We start from the raw sequence: 17643 nt of genomic DNA, 5'->3' as shown, positions 1-17643 counted from the left end.
GCATGGCCGTCCTCATCCGTGATGCCGGCCCGGCCGACATCGACGCGATCACCGCCATCTACGCGGTGGAAGTGACCGATTTCGTCAACACCTACGAGTACGACATCCCGGACGCGACCGAGATGCTGCGCCGCATGCGCGACATCATCGATCGTGGATTCCCCTACCTGGTCGCCGAGATCGACGGCCAGGTGGCTGGCTATGCCTATGCCAACACCTATCGCACCCGCATTGCCTACCAGTGGACCGTGGAGAACTCGGTCTACGTCGATGCCGCGTTCCAGGGCAAGGGTGTCGGCACCGGCCTGCTGCAGGCCTTGATCGACGCCTGCGTGGCACGTGGCTACCGGCAGATGGTGGCGGTGATCGGCGAACCGACCAACACCGCCTCGATCAAGCTGCACGAACGCTTCGGATTCGAGCTGGTGGGCGTGTTCCGTGGCCTCGGCCGCAAGCATGGCCGCTGGCTGGACACCGTACAGATGCAGCGCGCGCTCGGCGATGGCGCCGACACCGCACCCTCCAATGAATGAACCCATGACCGAAACCCTTCCCGAGACCGGCGACGACCTGTTCGCCGGCCAGCCGGTGCGCGTCGTCGAACGCGACGGCGTGCGCTACACCCTGCTGGGCACCGCCCACGTCTCCCGCGCCAGCGTCGAGGCCGTTGAAAAAGCCATCGACAGCGGCCGCTTCGATGCCGTTGCCGTCGAGCTGGACCCGCAGCGCCTGCAGGCGCTGAGCGACCCCGACACACTCGCCAAGCTCGACCTGGTCGAGGTGATCCGCAAGGGCCGCGTCGCCCTGTTCGCCGCCAACCTGGCTCTGTCCGCCTATCAGCGCCGCCTGGCCGAGCAACTCGACATCGAGCCCGGTGCCGAGCTGAAACGTGCGGTGGAACTCGCCCGCGAACGCAACCTGCCGGTGCACCTGATCGACCGCGAGGTTGGCCTGACCTTCCGCCGCGCGTCGCAACGGCTGGGCTTCTTCGGCAAGCTGAAGCTGGTTGCCGGCCTCGGCGCCGGCCTGTTCTCGTCCGAGGAAGTGGGCGAGAACGAGATCGAGAAGCTCAAACAGGGCGACATGCTGGAATCGAGCTTCGGTGAGTTCGCCAGCGAGAGCCCGGCGCTGTACGAAACCATCATCGGCGAGCGCGACCGCTACATGGCCACCCGCCTGCGCGAAGAACACGACCCGCACCAGCGCGAAGTGCTGGCAGTGGTCGGAGCCGGCCACCTGGCGGGTCTGGCACGCCACCTGGAAACCGACACCGAGGCACCGGCGCCGCTGCGCGCCGAGCTGGAGGCGGTGCCGAAGAAGCGCAACATCCCGTGGTTCACGCTGGGCATCCTGGCGATCGTGGCGACCGGCATCGGCGTAGGCTTCTACCGCGGCGGCCTGGGCGTAGGCACCGAGCTGCTGGCAACCTGGGCGATGTATACCGGCGGCCTGGCCGGCCTGGGCTGCCTTCTGGCCGGCGGTCACCCGCTGAGCATCCTCACCGCGATCGCGGTGGCCCCGTTCAAGCCGTTCCGCCTGAGCATCCCGACCGGCGCCTTCTCGGCACTGGTGGAAGCGCGTGTGCGCAAGCCAGCCTACGAGGACTTCCTGAAGCTGCGCGACGATGCGCAGAGCCTGAAGGGCTGGTACCGCAATCGCGTTACCCGCGTGGTGCTGACCTTCATGCTGACCAACATCGGCAGCATGCTAGGCCTGTGGCTGACCACGTTCAAGGTGTGGGGCAAGGTGGCGGGGTAAGCCTCAACCGGCCACAGAATCTGTAGCGCCCGAGCCCATGCCCGGGCGATGCCGCAACGCGGCGAACAGCAGCCGAGCATGGCTATGCCGGCCGTCCTGGCCGACACCCTCCGGGCCGTCGCAAGCGACGTTGGCAGCGGCTCCTGCCGCTGCCTTCGGCTCTACAGAGGCAAGCAGACGCGGCGAGCAAAAAAAGGGGGAGACCGCCCCACTACGACCGGCCTCCCCCACACCACAACACGTTGACGTGCGTTACAGCCGGGCAGCGCCCGGCTCTACCATTTCCACTCCACGCGCACGGCGGATCAGGCGCGTCACGGCATTACGCAGGTCATCGAGCACCGCGTAGATCGTCGGCAGGAACAGCAGGCTGACCACGGTCGAGAACGCCAGGCCGCCGGCAATCGCACGCGCCATCGGCGAGTACTCCGGGCCATTGCCGAACATCTGCGTGTCGGTCAGCGAGATCGGCACCATCGCCAGGATCGCCGTGCCCATGGTCATCATGATCGGGCGCAGGCGTTCGCGTGAGCCTTCCACCAGCGCCTGGGTACGGCCCATGCCGCTGCGCCGCAGGTTGTTGATGTGCTCGATCATCACGATGCCGTTGTTCACCACCACGCCCATCAGCACCAGGATGCCGATGAAGGACATGATCCCGAACGAGGTGCCGGTGATCCAGAACAGCCAGAACACGCCGAAGATCGAGAACAGCACGCCACTCATGATTGCCGCCGGGAACAGCAGCGACTCGAACACCGCCGCCATCACCACGTAGATCATCACCAGCGCGATCAGCAGGTTGAACACCATCTGCTGCATGGCTTCATCATCGTTGCCGTAGTCGCCGCCATCGAAGGTGAAGCCGTAGCCGGCCGGGAAGTTCATCGGCTTGAGCACGGCTTCGATCGCCTTGCGCCCGTCCGGCGCGGTGACCTTCCCGGCCAGGTTGGCCTTGATGGTCAATGTCGTCTGACGGTTGGTACGGCCGATCTGGGTGGCCGACGAACCAACGTCCACGGTGACCAGGCTCAGCAGCGGCACGCTGCGGCCATCGCCGGTACGCACGCTGAAACCGGCCAGGTCTTCCGGGCTGCTCTGCTCGGCGCCGGCAAAGCGCACCCACACCGGCACTTCATTGTCACCGCGGCGGAACTCGCGCATCGGTGCGCCGCGCAGCGCCAGGCCGACGAAGCTGGCCACCTGTTCGGCGTTGAAGCCGAACGCTGCGGCACGCTCACGGTCGACGCGCACCTTCAGCTCGCCGCCCTTCTCGCCATTGTCGATGCGCACGTCCCGCAGTTCGGCACGCTGCGCCAGCAACGGCACCACTTCCTGGCCGATCTCCTGCAGCATCGAGCTGGAATCGCCCACCAGCTGCACCTGCACGCCCTGGTTGCCGCCACCCCCACCATCGCCGCCCTGGTTGCCGACGAAATAGTCGGTGCGGGCGGACTTCGGCAGGCCCTTGCGCAACTCTTCCTGCAGCGCCTTGATGTCCTTGGCGTACTTCTCGTCCAGGGTGACCACCGTGGAGCTGCCTTCCTGCTCGCTGTACCAGGAGTACACCTGCTTGACGTGCAGGCGCTCGCGGTTCTGGTCGATCCAGCTCTCCACGCGCGCCACTTCCTCGGACATCTGCCGGTAGGTGTAGGCGCCCTTCCACATGTAGCCGATGAAGATGTCCTTGCCGCCCTCGCCACCGAACATGTCGACCTTGGTCAGCTTCATCGGCACCAGGCTGACCAGCACCACCAGCAGGATGCCGAGCAGGCTCCAACCGCGGTGATGCAGCGACCAGTCCAGCAACTGTGCATAGCGCCGCTGCAGGCGCGCGATCAGGCCGGTCTGCGAGTGCACCAGCTTGGGTGTGGCCATGCGTGCGGACAGCATCGGAATCAGGCTGACCGCGACCAGCCACGAGGCCAGCAGCGAGACCGAGATGGTGATCGCGATCTGCGCCATGAAGATGCTGATGTTGTTGGTCTCGCCGAACAGGTTCGGCACGAACACGATGCAGTGGCACAGCGTACCGGCGCTGAGCGCGATGGCCACGTTGCGGGTGCCGATGATCGAGGCCAGCCGTGGCTGCCCCGGCATGCGCTCGCGCTCCTGGTAGATGCTCTCCACCACCACCACGGCGTTGTCGACCAGCATGCCCACGGCCAGCAGCAGGCCCATCATGGTCAGGATGTTCAGCGTCACCCCGACGAAGTACATGAAGCCCAGGGTGATGGTGAAGCAGATCGGAATGGCCAGGGTCACCATCAGCGTCGACGGCCAATGGCGCAGGAAGAAGAACAGCACCGTCACCGACAGGATCAGGCCGACCGCACCGGCTTCGGCCAGCTCCAGCAGTGACGAGGTCACTGCCTTGCCCTGGTTGTCGATCACCTTGATCTGCACGTCGCGCATCGACGGCTGCGCGCGGATCGCCTCGACTTCGGCCAGCGCCGCACGCGAGACGTCCACCAGGTTGGCACTGCGCTCCTTGAAGATATCCAGGCCCACCGCCGGGTTGCCGTCCAGACGGCGCCCGTAGTTCATCCGCGCCGGCTTCAGGCGCACGTCGGCGATATCGCCCAGGCGCAGGCCCTTGGCGTTGATCACCAGGTCGCGCATTTCCTGCAGGTCGGTGATCTCGCCCACCGGCTGCACGCGCACGCGCTGGCCGTTGTCGTCGATCTGACCGGCCGAGATCGAGAAGTTCAGCGTGCGCAGGCGCTCGCTCAGCTCGTTGATGCTCAACCCATGCGCGTTGAGCCGGTTCGGATCGATGGCGATCTCCACCTCGTTCGGCGGCGCACCGGTGATATCGACGCGGGCCACACCCGGGATGCGCTCGATGCGCCGCTTGAACTCACGGTCGAGCATGTCATAGGCAGTGGTCAGGTCGGTGGTGCTGGCCAGGCGCACCTTCAGTACCGGCTGGTCACTGCTGGACCACTTGAAAACGTTGTAGCGCTGCAGGTCGTCGGGCAGGTCGCTGCGGATCGCATCGATACGCTCGCGCGCGTCGGACGCGGCAATGGCGATGTCGCGGTCCCAGTCGCTGAACTCGATGTAGATCAGCGCCGCCTCGGAGGTGGCCGATGAGCGCATGCGTTTGATGCCGGTCATCGTCGCCAGCGACTCCTCGACCGGGCGGATGATGGTCCGCTCCACTTCCTCGGGCGTCGAACCGGTGTACGGGATCTGCACGAACAGGAACGGCGCGGAGATGTCCGGCAGCGCCTCCAACGGCAGCCGGAACGAAGCGATCAGGCCGATCACCACCAGCGACACGAAGCACATGATGGTAGTGACCGGGCGGCGGATGGAGAACTCGGCAACGCTCATGCCGGCTCCTCCACACCCGCCGCGCTGCCTGCTGCGCCCGGCTCGATCTCGCCGGCGTGCTTGCGGCCGCGCTCACGGTAGTAGGCGTCGCCGCGACGATCCATCAGGTCGTACACCACCGGGATCACCAGCAGCGTCAGCAGCGTCGACACCAGCAGGCCACCGATCACGGTGATCGCCATCGGTGCACGCACTTCGGCGCCCTCGCCCATCGCCACCGCCAGCGGCAGGAAGCCGAACAGCGTGCACAGCGTGGTCATGATGATCGGGCGCAGGCGCGAGCGCGCACCTTCCACCAGCGCCTCATGCTTGGCCACGCCGGCTTCGCGCAGCTGGTTGACCTTGTCGATCAGGATGATCGCGTTCTTGGTGACCAGGCCGACCAGCAGGATCAGGCCGATGAACACCACCACCGAGATGGGCTTGCCGGTCAGCATCAGCGCCAGGATCGCGCCGACCAGCGCCAGCGGGATGGTGAACAGGATCACGAACGGGTGCAGCAGCGACTCGAACTGCGAGGCCATCACCAGGTAGACCAGGAAGATCGCCAGTCCAAAGGCGAAGATCAGCGACTTCGCCGCCTGCGCCAGCTCCTCGCCCTGGCCACCGATGTGCAGGCCAACGCCCGCGCCCAGCGGCTGCTCGGTCACCATCTGCTGCACTTCGCGCATGGCGGCGCCAAGGTCGATGTCGCGCAGGTTGGCCGATACCACCGCCACCCGGGTCTGGTCGGCACGATGGATCTCGCTGGGGCCGGTGGTGGCGACCACGTCGGCCACTGCGTCCAGGGTGACCGGGCGGCTGCTGCCCGGATTGACGATCAGCCGGCGGATGCTCTCGACGCTGGCGCGGTCACCTTCCTGGGCACGCACCAGCACGTCGATCTTGCGATCACGGAAGCTGTAGCGGGTGGCGACGTCGCCGCGCACCTTCTTCACCACCACGTCGGCGATCTGGCGGGTGGTCAGGCCCAGCGCACCCGCGCGTTCCTGGTCGAAGCGGATCTGGATTTCCGGGAAGCCCTCTTCCACCGTCGATTTCACGTCGGCGTAGTGCGCATTGCCGCGCAGCATCGCCGCCAGGCGTTGCCCGGCCACTTCCAGGGTGGCCATGTCCTGCCCGCGCAGTTCGATTTCCAACGGCGTGGAGAAGCTGAACAATGCCGGCCGCGCGAAGTCGACCTGGGCGCCCGGGTGCTGGCTCATGGTGCCGCGCAGGCGCTCGGTGATTGCTGCTTCGGTGCGCGCGTTGCCACCACCTTCCATCACCACAGTCAGCTTGCCGATGTTCTCACCGCTTTCGGTCGGACTGGCATCCAGCCGGGTGCCGCTGCCACTGACGCCATACAGCGAGGCCACGCCCTCCCCCTTGCCGTGCGCCAGCTGCAGCTCGCGCACCAGCGCATCGGTCTGCTTCAGCGGCGTGCCGGCCGGCAGCTTCACCGTCATTTCGAACCGGTCCTGCGCCAGCTGCGGAATCAGGTCCGCGCCAAGCATCGGTACCAGCGCCATGGTCGCCACGAAGATGATGGCTGCCACGCCCAGCACCTTGCCGGGATGCGCCAGCGCACTCGGCAGCAGGCGCAGGTAGCCTCGCTCGGCGCCTGCATAGGGCTTCATCGCCAGATCACTGGCCTTGCGCATCACCGGGCCGACCACTGCCACCACGCCACGCCACACGCGCACGACAAGCCAGGCCAGCGCATAGAAGCTCCAGCGCACGCTGGCAACCACGCCACGGCGGCCCAGCGCGACCGGCTTCTGCCAGCGCTTCTGCGGCTGCCATGCTGCGTTCGGCGCCTCTTCCGGGAACGCCAGCGGTGGCCGCCCCTTCAGCGAGCTCAGCATCGGGATCAGGGTCATCGACACCAGCAGCGAGATCGCAATGGCGATCGCCACGGTCAGCGCCTGGTCGCGGAACAGCTGTCCGGCAATCCCGTCGACGAACACCAGCGGCAGGAACACGGCGATGGTGGTCAGGGTCGAGGCAACCACCGCCATGCTCACTTCGCGGGTGCCGGCAATGGCCGCCTGCAGGATGCCCAGGCCACGCTCGCGGGCCTTGGCGATGCTCTCCAGCACCACGATCGAGTCATCCACCACCAGGCCGGTGGCCAAGGCCAGGCCGCCCAGCGACATCACGTTCAGACTCAGGCCGAGCTGGCCCATGAAGAAGAACGTGGCGATGATCGAGACCGGCAACGACAGGCTGATCACGAACGTGCTCCAGCCATCGCGCAGGAACAGGAAGATGATCAGGATCGCCAGCAGGCCACCGATCACCGCATCCTTCTTGACGTCGGCGATGGCGTGCTCGATGAAGCGCGACTGGTCCTCGATGGTGGTCAGCTCGACATCGGACGGGAACGTGCCCTTGATCTGCTCCAGGCGCTTGCGCAGCGCTTCGGCGGTCGACACGGTGTTGGCATCACCTTCCTTGTAGATGGCCAGCTCGACCGCCTCCTTGCCGCCCAGGCGGATGATCGCTTCGCGCTCCTTGTAGCCCTGGCGCACGGTGGCCACGTCCTTCAGGCGCACCGGCACGCCGTTGGCGACCACGCTGGAGCCGCCGCCGGATGATGCGCTCTGTGCCGCCGACGCCGCCGCGATGGCTGCCGCCGAACCGGTCGACGCGGCGATGTTGAACATCTGCTGCAGCGCCGAATCCGCTGCGCTGCCGTTGGCGGCCTGGGTGGTGACCAGCAGGTTGCGGATTTCCTCGAGGTCAGCGAACTGGTTGACGGTACGCACCAGGAAGCGCTGGGAGCCCTCTTCCAGGCGGCCGCCGGAGATGTTGATGTTCTCGTCCTTGAGACGCTTGATGACGGTGTCGATCGGCAGGTTCAGCTGCGCCAGCTTCTGCTGGTCGATGTCGACCTGGATCTCGTCTTCCAGGCCACCGCCCACCTTCACTGCTGCCACGCCGGTGACCGGCTCCAGCTTCTTCTTCAGGTCTTCATCGGCATAGCGGCGCAGGCCGGTCAGCTCGCGGACCGCATCGGCATCGCTGGTCGGCGCGACCTTGTTGGACAGCACCAGGCGCATGATCGGCTCGGTGGACGGATTGAAGCGCAGCAGCACCGGGGCCTTGGCCTCCAGTGGCAGGTTCAGCGCTTCCATCTTGTCGCGCACCTCCAGGCTGGCCTGGTCCATGTTGGTGCCCCAGGCGAACTCCAGCACCACATCGCTCTGGCCGGTGCGCGAGACCGACTTCAGCTTGCGCAGGTTCTTGACCACGCCCACCGCTTCTTCAACCGGCTGGGTGATCAGGGTTTCGATTTCGGTCGGCGCCGCACCGGTGTATTCGGTGCGCACGGTCAGCGTCGGGTAGCTCAGGTCGGGCAGCAGGTTGACCTTGAGGTTGCCGAGCGCGATCAGGCCGAACAGCAGCAGGGTGACCGTGCACATGGCGATGGTCACGCGGCGGCGCGTGGCGAATTCCACCAGGCCGCCGCGCATGCCGGCGGCGGCGCCGTCGCTCGCCGGCGAGGCACCGTGGTCGTGGCCCGGGGCAGTCATTGCTTGCTCCCGGCCTTGTCTGCGGGCTTGGCGGCCGCCGCGACCGCCTTCGCCTTCGGATCGGCAATCACCTGCACCGTGGTGCCGTCGCGCAGGGCGACCTTGCCGGCGGTGACCACCTGATCACCGGCCGCCAGGCCATCACGGATCTCCACCCACGGGCCCTCGGCGTAACCCAGCTTGACCGGAACGCGTGCGACCTTGCCTTCGCGCACGCGGAACACCGCAGGTTCACCGTCATCGAGCAACGCCAGGCGCGGCACCACCAGCGCATCGGCACGCTGGTCGTAATCGATGCGGATGCGGCCGAACATGCCGGGCTGCAGCGCGTGGGCGGCGCCATCGAAGGCACTGACCACGCGAAACGTGCCGCTGCCCGAGTCCACCACCGGCGCGATGCGGTCAACGGTGCCGGTGAAGCTCTGGCCCGGCAGTGCGTCGGCCGCCAGCGTCACCGGCTGGCCGGCACGCAGGGTGGCCAGCTCACGTTCGGGTACGTTGAGCGTGGCCTCCAGCCGCGAGTTGTCAACGATGCGGAAGATCGGTGTATTGATCTGCACGAAGTTGCCGGTCTTGATCGAGGGTGAGGCGATCACACCCGAGATCGGTGCCACGACCGTGGTGTAGGACAGCTCCAGCGTGGCCAGGCGGTACTGCGCACGGACGTTCTCCAGGTCGTAGCGCAGCTGGTCGACATCGGCAGCGCTGACCATCTGCTGGCCGACCAGCTTCTGTGCGCGCTGGTAGTTGTTTTCCAGCTTTCGCATCTGCGCTTCGCTCTGCGCCACGGCCAGGCGCGCGCGGTCCGGGTCCAGCCGCACCAGCGGCTGGCCGGCGGTGACCCGCTGCCCTTCCTCGACCAGCACCGCCAAGGCCACGCCGGAGGTTTTGGCGACCACCTGCGACTCTGCACGTGGCTCCAGCGCCGCGGTGCCGGTGTAGCTGGCTGCGACCGCACGATGGCTGGCCACCGCCACTTCGACCGGGACTGCGTCGACCTTCTTCTCCTCCTTGGTCTCGGCAGCCTTGGCTTCGGAATTGGGCCCTGCGGCGCAACCGCCCAGCAGCAGGGAGGTGGAGATCAGCAGTGCGGCAGCGCAGATTCCGCTGCGACGGCCGGACAGGAAGGTTGGGTGCGACATCGTCAGGTCCCTGGAGGATGCGTGGACAGGTGTGGTAGCAAAGTAATGCACCACTTCACGGCAACACCATATCCCAAAGGTCATGGTGTCTTCACGCCGCTGGTCGGCCCGCCCCCATTTCAGCTAGATGAAACCTGAGGCTATACTCGGGTCGTTCCGTACCCCACGCCGGAACGACCAGACCCGAATCCCCGGAAACGACACCATGCGCCCGCAGCCGCTCGCCGCTTGTCTCGCTCTGGCCGTCCTCCTGCCCCTTGGGGCCGCCGCACAGCCCGCTCCCGCTCCTGCCACACCCGCCCCGGCGCCTGCCGCCGCGCCGGCGCCTGCCACGCCCACCGGCAACTTCGACAATGGCCGTGTCCTGGCCTACACCTGCCAAGGGTGCCACGGCATCACCGGCTACAAGAACGCCTACCCCAGCTACCGGGTGCCGAAGATCGGCGGCCAGACCCAGCAGTACCTGGCCCAGGCCCTGACCGAGTACCGCCAGGGCAAGCGCCGGCATCCGACGATGCAGGCACAGTCGATGAGTTTCAGCGAACAGGAGATCGCCGATCTCTCTGTTTACCTGTCCACCGTCAAGTAAGGCCCGCCCATGTCGAAAGCCGCGCATCCGATGCGTCACGCCATCGCCCTGTCCGTTGCCCTGCTGCTGGCGGCCTGTTCGCAGTCGCAGGTGGAAAACAGCGAGAAATCCGCCGCCGACCCGGGCCATGCCAGCGGCGAACACGGTTCTTCGTCCTCCGCTGGCCTGCCGGCAGGCCGCGAGGCCGCCGGTGAAGCCCGCGCCAAGGTGAAGGGCAAGGCCACCAACCAGAGCTGCATCGACTGCCATGGGGCCGACGGCAATGCGCCGATCGATCCGACCTATCCGAAACTGGGTGGCCAGTACGGCGACTATCTGGCGCATGCGCTGCAGGCCTACCGCGCCGGCGACCGCCAGCATGCGCTGATGACGCCGCAGGCGAAGGACCTGAGCGATCAGGACATCGCCGATCTGGCGGCGTATTTCGGCAGCCGGCCGAGCCAGTTGCGGGATCTGCACGGGGTCAAATGACCGCTCTGCGCGGATCATGACTGCTGCAATCTGATGCGTTCATGGGCGTTACTTTTCTTGATGACGCACATCCTTGTGCGTCACCCTGCGGGCCGGCTATGCCGTTCCGCTCTGCTCCTGCAGTGCGGTGCTCGCAAAGAAAAGTAACCAAAAGAAACGCTCCGCCGTCCGCGAGCCGATGCTACGCACCGGTACCCTGCGCTCCTCGGTCCACCGAGGGACGGCGCGGGAACTCGCTGCGCTCAGACACCCGCGCCTCTTCGCCCTCGCCGGACCTGCGGTGCTCGGCTCGCTTCAAGGCGGAATCAGATCAAAAACCACAGCCGCCCGCAGGGCGAGACGGCCGTGGTAGCCGCTCAGCCTTCCAGCTCTTCCCAGCGCGCGTACGCGGCATCCAGCTCGGCCTGCACCTTGGCCAGCTGCTGGGTGTGCGCGGTCACTTCGGCACTGCTGCGGGTGTAGAACGACGGATCGTTCATCGCCGAGGTCAGCCCTTCGACATCGCTTTCCAGCTTCTCGATGGTCTTCGGCAGCTGCTCCAGCTCGCGCGCTTCCTTGTAGGCCAGCTTGCGCTTGGGCGCAGCCGGGGTGGCAGCAGCCGGCGCGGCAGGTGCTGCGGCTGCCGGCTTGGCGGCGGGGGTCGCGGCAGGCGCTGCCACGCTGGCCGCATAACGCTGCCAGTCGCTGTAGCCACCGACGTACTCGCCGATCACGCCGTCGCCTTCCATCACCAGCGTGGAGGTCACCACGTTGTCGATGAAGTCACGGTCATGGCTGACCAGCAGCAGGGTGCCGGTGTACTCGCCCAGCAGCTCTTCCAGCAGCTCCAGGGTTTCCACGTCCAGGTCGTTGGTCGGTTCGTCCATCACCAGCAGGTTGGACGGCTGCGCGAACAGCTTGGCCAGCAGCAGGCGGTTGCGCTCGCCACCGGACAGGCGGGTGATCGGCGCACGCGCGCGTTCCGGGGTGAACATGAAGTCCTGCAGGTAGGCATGCACGTGCTTGCGCTTGCCGTTGAACTCGAGGAAATCGCGGCCTTCGGCCACGTTCTCGATCGCGCTCCAGTCTTCGCGCAGCACCGCACGGTACTGGTCGAAATAGGCGATCTGCAGGTTGGTGCCGGCGTTGACTTCGCCCTTGGCCGGCTGCAGCTCGCCCAGCAGCAGCTTCAGCAGCGTCGTCTTGCCGCTGCCGTTGGGGCCGATCAGGCCGATGCGGTCGCCGCGCATGATGGTGGTGGTGAAGTCGCGGACCATGGTGCGCTCACCGAAGGCGAACGAAATATCCTTGACGTCGATGACCTTCTTGCCAGAGCTGATGCCCTGTGCGGCTTCCATCTTGACGTTGCCGCTGAGATCACGGCGCTGCGAACGCTCCACGCGCATCGCCTTCAGGCGGCGCACGCGGCCCTCATCGCGGGTGCGGCGCGCCTTGATGCCTTGGCGGATCCAGACTTCTTCCTGCGCCAGCAGCTTGTCGAAGCGCGCGTTTTCCTGCGCCTGCGCGTTGAGGCGTTCCTCCCGGCGACGCTCGTAGTTGGCCCAGTCGCCCGGCCAGCTGGTGACCTGGCCACGGTCGATCTCGACGATGCGGGTGGCCAGTGCGCGCAGGAAGCGGCGGTCATGGGTAACGAACACCACGCTGCCGCTCCAACCCTTCAGGAACGCTTCGAGCCAGTCGATGGCTTCGATATCGAGGTGGTTGGTCGGTTCGTCCAGCAGCAGCACGTCGGGGCTGGACACCAGCGCACGGGCGAGCAGCACGCGGCGCTTCATGCCGCCGGACAAGCGGCCGAACTCGGCCTCGCCGTCCAGGTCGAGCTTGGTCAGGGTTTCGCTGACGCGCTGATCGAGGCCCCAGCCGTTGGCGGCGTCGATCTTGGCCTGCACGTTGCCCAGGGCTTCGCCATCAAATACTTCGGCGTGGCTGAGGTGATGGAATTCGGCCAGCCACTGGCCCAGTTCACCGAGGCCATCGGCGACGACGTCAAACACCGAGCCGGCGGCGCCATGTGGCACTTCCTGCTCCAGGCGGGTGACGCGCACGCCCTGCTGCACGCGGACTTCGCCGTCATCGGGCTTGTGGTCGCCGGACAGCAGCTTGAGCAAGGTGGATTTGCCGGCGCCGTTGCGGCCGATCAGGGCGATGCGTTCACCCGGCTCGATCGACAGTTCGGCCTTTTCCAGCAACAACGGGCCGCCGACGCTGAAGTCGACGTTCTGCAGAGTAATCAGAGGCATCCGGATATTGTACGGGTTGGGGGCGTCGGCCGGGTTGCACCCGGCACCCGCGGTAGTGCCGACCGCTGGCCGGCAGCCTCAACGGCAACGTCAAAAAGCTGGTTTCCTGTGGGACGGCGGGGCGCGGATCCCGTCGTGGAATTCGCGCTGTGCGGATGGATCCCGGCTACCCCACCTCCCCCAGCAACGCCTGCAACCCCGGCAGCCATTGCTTGCCGGGGTGGCGTACCAGCCACAGCGTGCGCTGCAGCGGAGGCAACGGGGTTTCGAGCACGCGCAGACGACCCAGCGCCAGCGGCTCTTCCAGCGCGTGACGCGAGAGGCAGGCCAGGCCGAGGCCGGCGATCGCGGCCTGCTTGATCGCTTCGGTATTGCCCAGCTGCAGCGTCTGGGCGAAGCCACGCAGGTGCGGCAGCAGGGCCTGTTCCACTGCTTCACGGGTGCCGGAGCCCGGTTCGCGCAGCAGCCAGCGGGCGCGGCGCAGTTCGTCCAGCGACCAGCGCGGGAGAACGTCGGCGGCGCCGACGATCACCAGCGGATCCTGCTGCCAGGCCGTGACCTGCAAACCGCGCTCATGGCACGGGCCTTCGATCAGGCCGGCGTCGACGTCCAGGCGCTGCACGGCGCCGACTACGCCAGCACTATTGTCGATGCGCAGGTCGACTTCGGCCTGCGGCGCCTGCCGCAGCAGTTCAGCGATGCGCTGCGGCAGCAGGTAGTTGCCGATGGTGGTACTGGCGGCCAGCACCAATCGCAGCGGCGCGCCCTGCGACGGGTCGCCGCCGGCGGCCAGCTGCCGCTCCAGATCGGCGGCGTTGACCAGTAGGGTGCGCGCCGGCTCCAGCAGCGCGCGGCCATGACCATTCAGGGCCAGGCGGCGGCCGATGCGGTCGAACAGTGGGGTGCCGAAGTGCGCCTCCAGCTCCTGCAGGGCGGCGCTGCTGGCCGACTGCGAGAGCGCGATGGCCTGGCCGGCGGCGGTGGTGCTGCCGTGGTCGGCGATGGCAACGAAAACCTGAAGCTGGCGTAGGGTCAGGCGCATGCAGATTACCCATCTTATAGGTAGCTTTTACCCATAGTATTCGTTTTACAGGTCATGAACGAAGGCGCACGCTTGCCTCGTCACCACAGCCCTGCCCTGCCATGAACGCCCCCGCCCTCTCCCCCTGGTCCCTGCCCGCCCTGCGCCAGCGCTGGCAGCCGCGCCTGCCTGGTCTACTGCTGGTGGGCCTGATCGCGGCGGTATCGCTGTACCTGGCCGAGCTTTCCTGGCTGCAGGCGCGTGGTCTGAGTGCACTGACGGTAGCCATCGTGGGCGGCATCGTGGTGGGCAACACGCTCTACCCGCGGCTGGCACCGAGCAGCGCGGCCGGCGTCGGTTTCTCCAAGCACTGGCTGCTGCGCGCCGGCATCGTGCTGTACGGCCTGCGCCTGACCTTCCAGGACATCGGCCATGTCGGCGTCAGCGGCGTGCTGATGGACGTGCTGGTGGTCGCCAGCACCTTCGGCCTGGCCTGCTGGCTGGGCGTTCGTGTGTTCAAGATGGAACGCGAGGCGGCAATGCTGATCGGCGCCGGCAGCGCGATCTGCGGTGCGGCAGCGGTGATGGCCGCCGAACCGGTGGTGCGCGGCCGCGCTGCGCAGGTCACTGTCGCGGTTTCTACCGTCGTGGTGTTCGGCACGCTGGCGATGTTCCTGTACCCGGCGCTGTACGCGCTGGTGCAGTCGCACGGCTGGCTGGCGATGGACGCGCGGCAGTACGGCCTGTTCACTGGTGCGACTGTGCACGAAGTGGCGCAGGTGGTGGCCGCCGGCCGCGCGGTCAGCGAAGCCGCCGCCGATACCGCGGTGATCACCAAGATGGTGCGGGTGATGCTGCTGGCGCCGTTCCTGGTCGTGTTGTCGTTGTGGCTGGCGCGTGGCGGCAAGGCCAGCGCCGACGGCAGCAAGGCGCGCATCGTGGTGCCGTGGTTCGCGTTCGGTTTCGTGGCCGTGGCCGGTTTCAACTCGCTGCATCTGCTGCCGGCCGGCCTGCAGGCCGGGCTGGTGCAGCTGGACACGGTGCTGTTGGCGATGGCGATGGCCGCGCTGGGCCTGACCACCCACGTCTCGGCGCTGCGCCAGGCGGGCCTGAAACCGCTGCTGCTGGCGCTGATCCTGTTCGCCTGGCTGCTGTTCGGTGGCCTGGCGATCCACCAGGGTGTGTTGGCGGTGCTGGGCTGAGCAGGAGCGTACCGACCAGGGTCGGCGCCCACCCGTAGATCCACGCCATGCGTGGATGACGGCACCGTTGGGGTCAGATCCCGTTCCTGAGGAAAGGGATCCGCCCCCGGGCCCACCAGGCGGGACCAGCCGCGCAGGCAGGTACAATGCGCCATGACTGATTTCTCGACCCTGCCGCTGAGCCCGGCCCTGCAGCCCGGCCTGGACGCCCTCGGCTACACCACCCTCACCCCCGTGCAGGCGCAGAGCCTGCCGGCCATCCTCGATGGCCGCGATGTGATCGCACAGGCGCCGACCGGCAGCGGCAAGACCGCCGCCTTCGGCCTGGGCCTGCTGCAGGCCATCGACCCCAGCCTGATCCGCGTGCAGGCGCTGGTCCTGTGCCCGACCCGCGAACTGGCCGACCAGGTCGGCAAGCAGATCCGCAAGCTGGCCACCGGCATTCCCAACCTGAAGCTGTTGCTGCTGGTGGGTGGCGTGCCGCTGGGCCCGCAGCTGGCGTCGCTGGAAGGCCACGATCCGCACGTGGTGGTCGGTACGCCCGGCCGCGTGCAGGAGCTGGCACGCAAGCGCGCGCTGAATCTTGGCGCGGTGCGCACGCTGGTGCTGGACGAGGCCGACCGCATGCTCGACATGGGCTTTGAGGAGCCCATCCGCGAGATCGCCGGCCGCACCCACAGGGATCGCCAGAGCCTGCTGTTCTCCGCCACCTTCCCCGACAGCATCCGCGCCATGGCGCGTGACCTGCTGCGCGACGCGGTGGAGGTGACCGTGGAAGGCGCCGACCAGGCACCGGCCATCCGCCACCTGTTCTGCGAGGTGGAACCGGCGCATCGCCAGAAGGCGCTGGCCGGCCTGCTCCTGAAGTACGCGCCGGAATCGGCGGTGGTGTTCTGCAACACCCGCAAGGATGTGGACGAAGTGGCCAACTCGCTGCAGCAGTTCGGCTTCTCCGCACTCGCCCTGCACGGCGACATGGAGCAGCGCGACCGCGAGGAGGTGCTGCTTTTGCTGGCCAACCGCAGCTGCAACGTGCTGGTGGCCAGCGACGTGGCTGCACGCGGCCTCGATGTGGAAGAGCTGGCGGCGGTGATCAATTACGAGCTGCCGACCGACGTGGAGAGCTACCAGCACCGCGTGGGCCGTACCGGCCGTGCCGGTGCGAGCGGCCTGGCGATCAGCCTGGTGGCTGGCCGCGAAAAGACCCGCGCCGAAGCCATCGAAGCGCAGATGGGGCAACCGCTGGATTGGCAGAAGACGCCACTGGCGACCTCGCGCCCGGCCGAGTTGCCACAGGCGGCGATGCGCACCCTGCGCATCGACGGCGGCAAGACCGACAAGCTGCGCCCGGGCGACATCCTCGGCGCACTGACCGGCGATGCCGGCCTGTCGAGCAAGTTCATCGGGAAGATCGCGATCTTCCCGACCCGCTCCTATGTGGCGATCGCGCGTGAACAGGCCAACAAGGCCGTCACCAGGCTGGAAGCCGGCAAGATCAAGGGCCGTCGTTTCCGCGTACGGATGATGTGATTGAAGCCGCGTTGCCAACCACGGTTGGCAACGACCGGCTCCCGGCCCTTCGCTCTGGTAGATGCCAACCCTGGTTGGCATTCACCCTTCGATCAGAACACCAGTTCGGTGTGCAGTGGCAAGCCCGCCTCCCAGCGGGCCCGGCCGCCCAGGCCGTCGAGCTCGACCAGCACGCCTGCACCGACCACTTCAACACCCAGGCGGCGAACCAGCGACAACGCAGCGATCAGCGTGCCGCCGGTGGCCAGCACGTCATCGATGATCGCGACGCGGGCACCGGACGGCAACGCGTCGGCGTGCACTTCGATGCAGTCGCTGCGGTACTCCAGCGTGTATTCCTCACGCAGCACCTGGCCCGGCAGCTTGCCCGGCTTGCGCACCGGCACGAAGCCCACGCCCAGCTCCAGTGCCATCGCGGCGCCGAGGATGAAACCACGCGATTCGATGCCGACCACCGCGTCCAGCTTCTGGTCGCGCCAACGGTCGGCCATCGCGGTGATCGCGCCGCGGAAGTCCTCGCCGTGGGCGAGCAGCGGCATGATGTCCTTGAACAGGATACCGGGCTTGGGGAAGTCGGCGATGTCGCGCAGGCGGGAGGCCCACTGCGGAGCGACGAGGGCGTCGGTCATGTCACATTGGCTATCTGATGGCGGCATAGGGTACCTGTTCCGGGCGCCGGCTGCCTGTTGGGGGTGTCGGCAGGGCTGCGCCCTGCACCTGCGGAGGCTTCAAGCAACGGCAACGGCAGAAGCTGGTTTCCTGTGGGATGGCGGGGTGGATCCGATGGCGGGAGACGCCGTAACCCGTCCATGGGGGCTTGGCCGCGGCATCCA

11 protein-coding genes and 1 pseudogene are annotated in these 17643 nt (G+C 67.2%); 6 read left to right on the top strand and 6 right to left on the bottom strand.

From position 1 onward, the window contains the following. The first annotated feature begins 2 nt into the window (after positions 1-2). Both ROV93_RS03490 and ROV93_RS03485 read left to right on the top strand, forming a co-directional pair. Positions 3-533, top strand: coding sequence for a GNAT family N-acetyltransferase (locus ROV93_RS03490; RefSeq protein ID WP_005416225.1), 531 nt, complete (start codon positions 3-5; stop codon positions 531-533). Then, positions 526-1758: a TraB/GumN family protein gene (locus ROV93_RS03485; protein WP_049411467.1), complete on the top strand. Its 1233-nt coding sequence runs from the start codon at positions 526-528 to the stop codon at positions 1756-1758. The genes ROV93_RS03490 and ROV93_RS03485 overlap by 8 nt, the downstream gene beginning before the upstream one ends. Before the next feature lie 252 nt (positions 1759-2010). On the opposite strand, the gene ROV93_RS03480 is transcribed toward ROV93_RS03485, so the two are convergent. From ROV93_RS03480 to ROV93_RS03470, 3 genes and pseudogenes are all read right to left on the bottom strand, one after another. Continuing rightward, positions 2011-5097 (bottom strand): efflux RND transporter permease subunit, encoded by a 3087-nt coding sequence (locus ROV93_RS03480; protein WP_065185171.1) that lies wholly within the window; start codon positions 5095-5097, stop codon positions 2011-2013. Continuing rightward, positions 5094-8549 (bottom strand): annotated as a pseudogene (locus tag ROV93_RS03475) (efflux RND transporter permease subunit); the annotation flags it as partial. The gene ROV93_RS03480 and the pseudogene ROV93_RS03475, both read right to left, overlap by 4 nt. A gap of 62 nt (positions 8550-8611) precedes the next feature. Then, positions 8612-9757 (bottom strand): efflux RND transporter periplasmic adaptor subunit, encoded by a 1146-nt coding sequence (locus ROV93_RS03470; protein ID WP_312538548.1) that lies wholly within the window; start codon positions 9755-9757, stop codon positions 8612-8614. A 205-nt stretch (positions 9758-9962) separates the two neighbouring features. On the opposite strand from ROV93_RS03470, the gene ROV93_RS03465 reads away from it, so the two are divergent. Next, positions 9963-10346 (top strand): c-type cytochrome, encoded by a 384-nt coding sequence (locus ROV93_RS03465; RefSeq protein ID WP_061477913.1) that lies wholly within the window; start codon positions 9963-9965, stop codon positions 10344-10346. A gap of 9 nt (positions 10347-10355) precedes the next feature. Further along, a complete protein-coding gene (locus tag ROV93_RS03460; protein ID WP_005416218.1) occupies positions 10356-10817 on the top strand; it encodes a cytochrome c in 462 nt (153 codons plus the stop codon). Between the two features lie 356 nt (positions 10818-11173). Here the strand turns inward: ROV93_RS03460 and ROV93_RS03455 are convergent, their stop codons facing one another. Further along, positions 11174-13057, bottom strand: coding sequence for an ATP-binding cassette domain-containing protein (locus tag ROV93_RS03455; RefSeq protein WP_061477914.1), 1884 nt, complete (start codon positions 13055-13057; stop codon positions 11174-11176). Positions 13058-13223: 166 nt separating this feature from the next. Beyond that, the gene (locus tag ROV93_RS03450; protein WP_072168282.1) at positions 13224-14099 is read right to left on the bottom strand and encodes a LysR substrate-binding domain-containing protein; all 876 of its coding nucleotides are present in this window, start codon (positions 14097-14099) and stop codon (positions 13224-13226) included. 101 nt (positions 14100-14200) lie between these two features. On the opposite strand from ROV93_RS03450, the gene ROV93_RS03445 reads away from it, so the two are divergent. Together ROV93_RS03445 and dbpA are read left to right on the top strand one after the other, a co-directional pair. Then, complete coding sequence (locus ROV93_RS03445) at positions 14201-15280, top strand: YeiH family protein (protein ID WP_072168283.1); 1080 nt, start codon at positions 14201-14203, stop codon at positions 15278-15280. A gap of 153 nt (positions 15281-15433) precedes the next feature. Beyond that, positions 15434-16810 carry an ATP-dependent RNA helicase DbpA gene (dbpA, locus tag ROV93_RS03440; protein WP_072168284.1) on the top strand — a complete coding sequence of 459 codons (1377 nt, stop codon included), beginning with the start codon at positions 15434-15436 and terminating at the stop codon, positions 16808-16810. Positions 16811-16902: 92 nt separating this feature from the next. Here dbpA and ROV93_RS03435 read toward each other — a convergent pair whose 3' ends face one another. Next, positions 16903-17439 (bottom strand): adenine phosphoribosyltransferase, encoded by a 537-nt coding sequence (locus ROV93_RS03435; protein ID WP_072168285.1) that lies wholly within the window; start codon positions 17437-17439, stop codon positions 16903-16905. Positions 17440-17643: the final 204 nt, after the last annotated feature.

The organism is Stenotrophomonas maltophilia group sp. msm4 (genome assembly GCF_032025605.1).
Taxonomy (GTDB): domain Bacteria; phylum Pseudomonadota; class Gammaproteobacteria; order Xanthomonadales; family Xanthomonadaceae; genus Stenotrophomonas; species Stenotrophomonas sepilia.
This window is presented reverse-complemented; position numbering and strand designations above follow the sequence as displayed.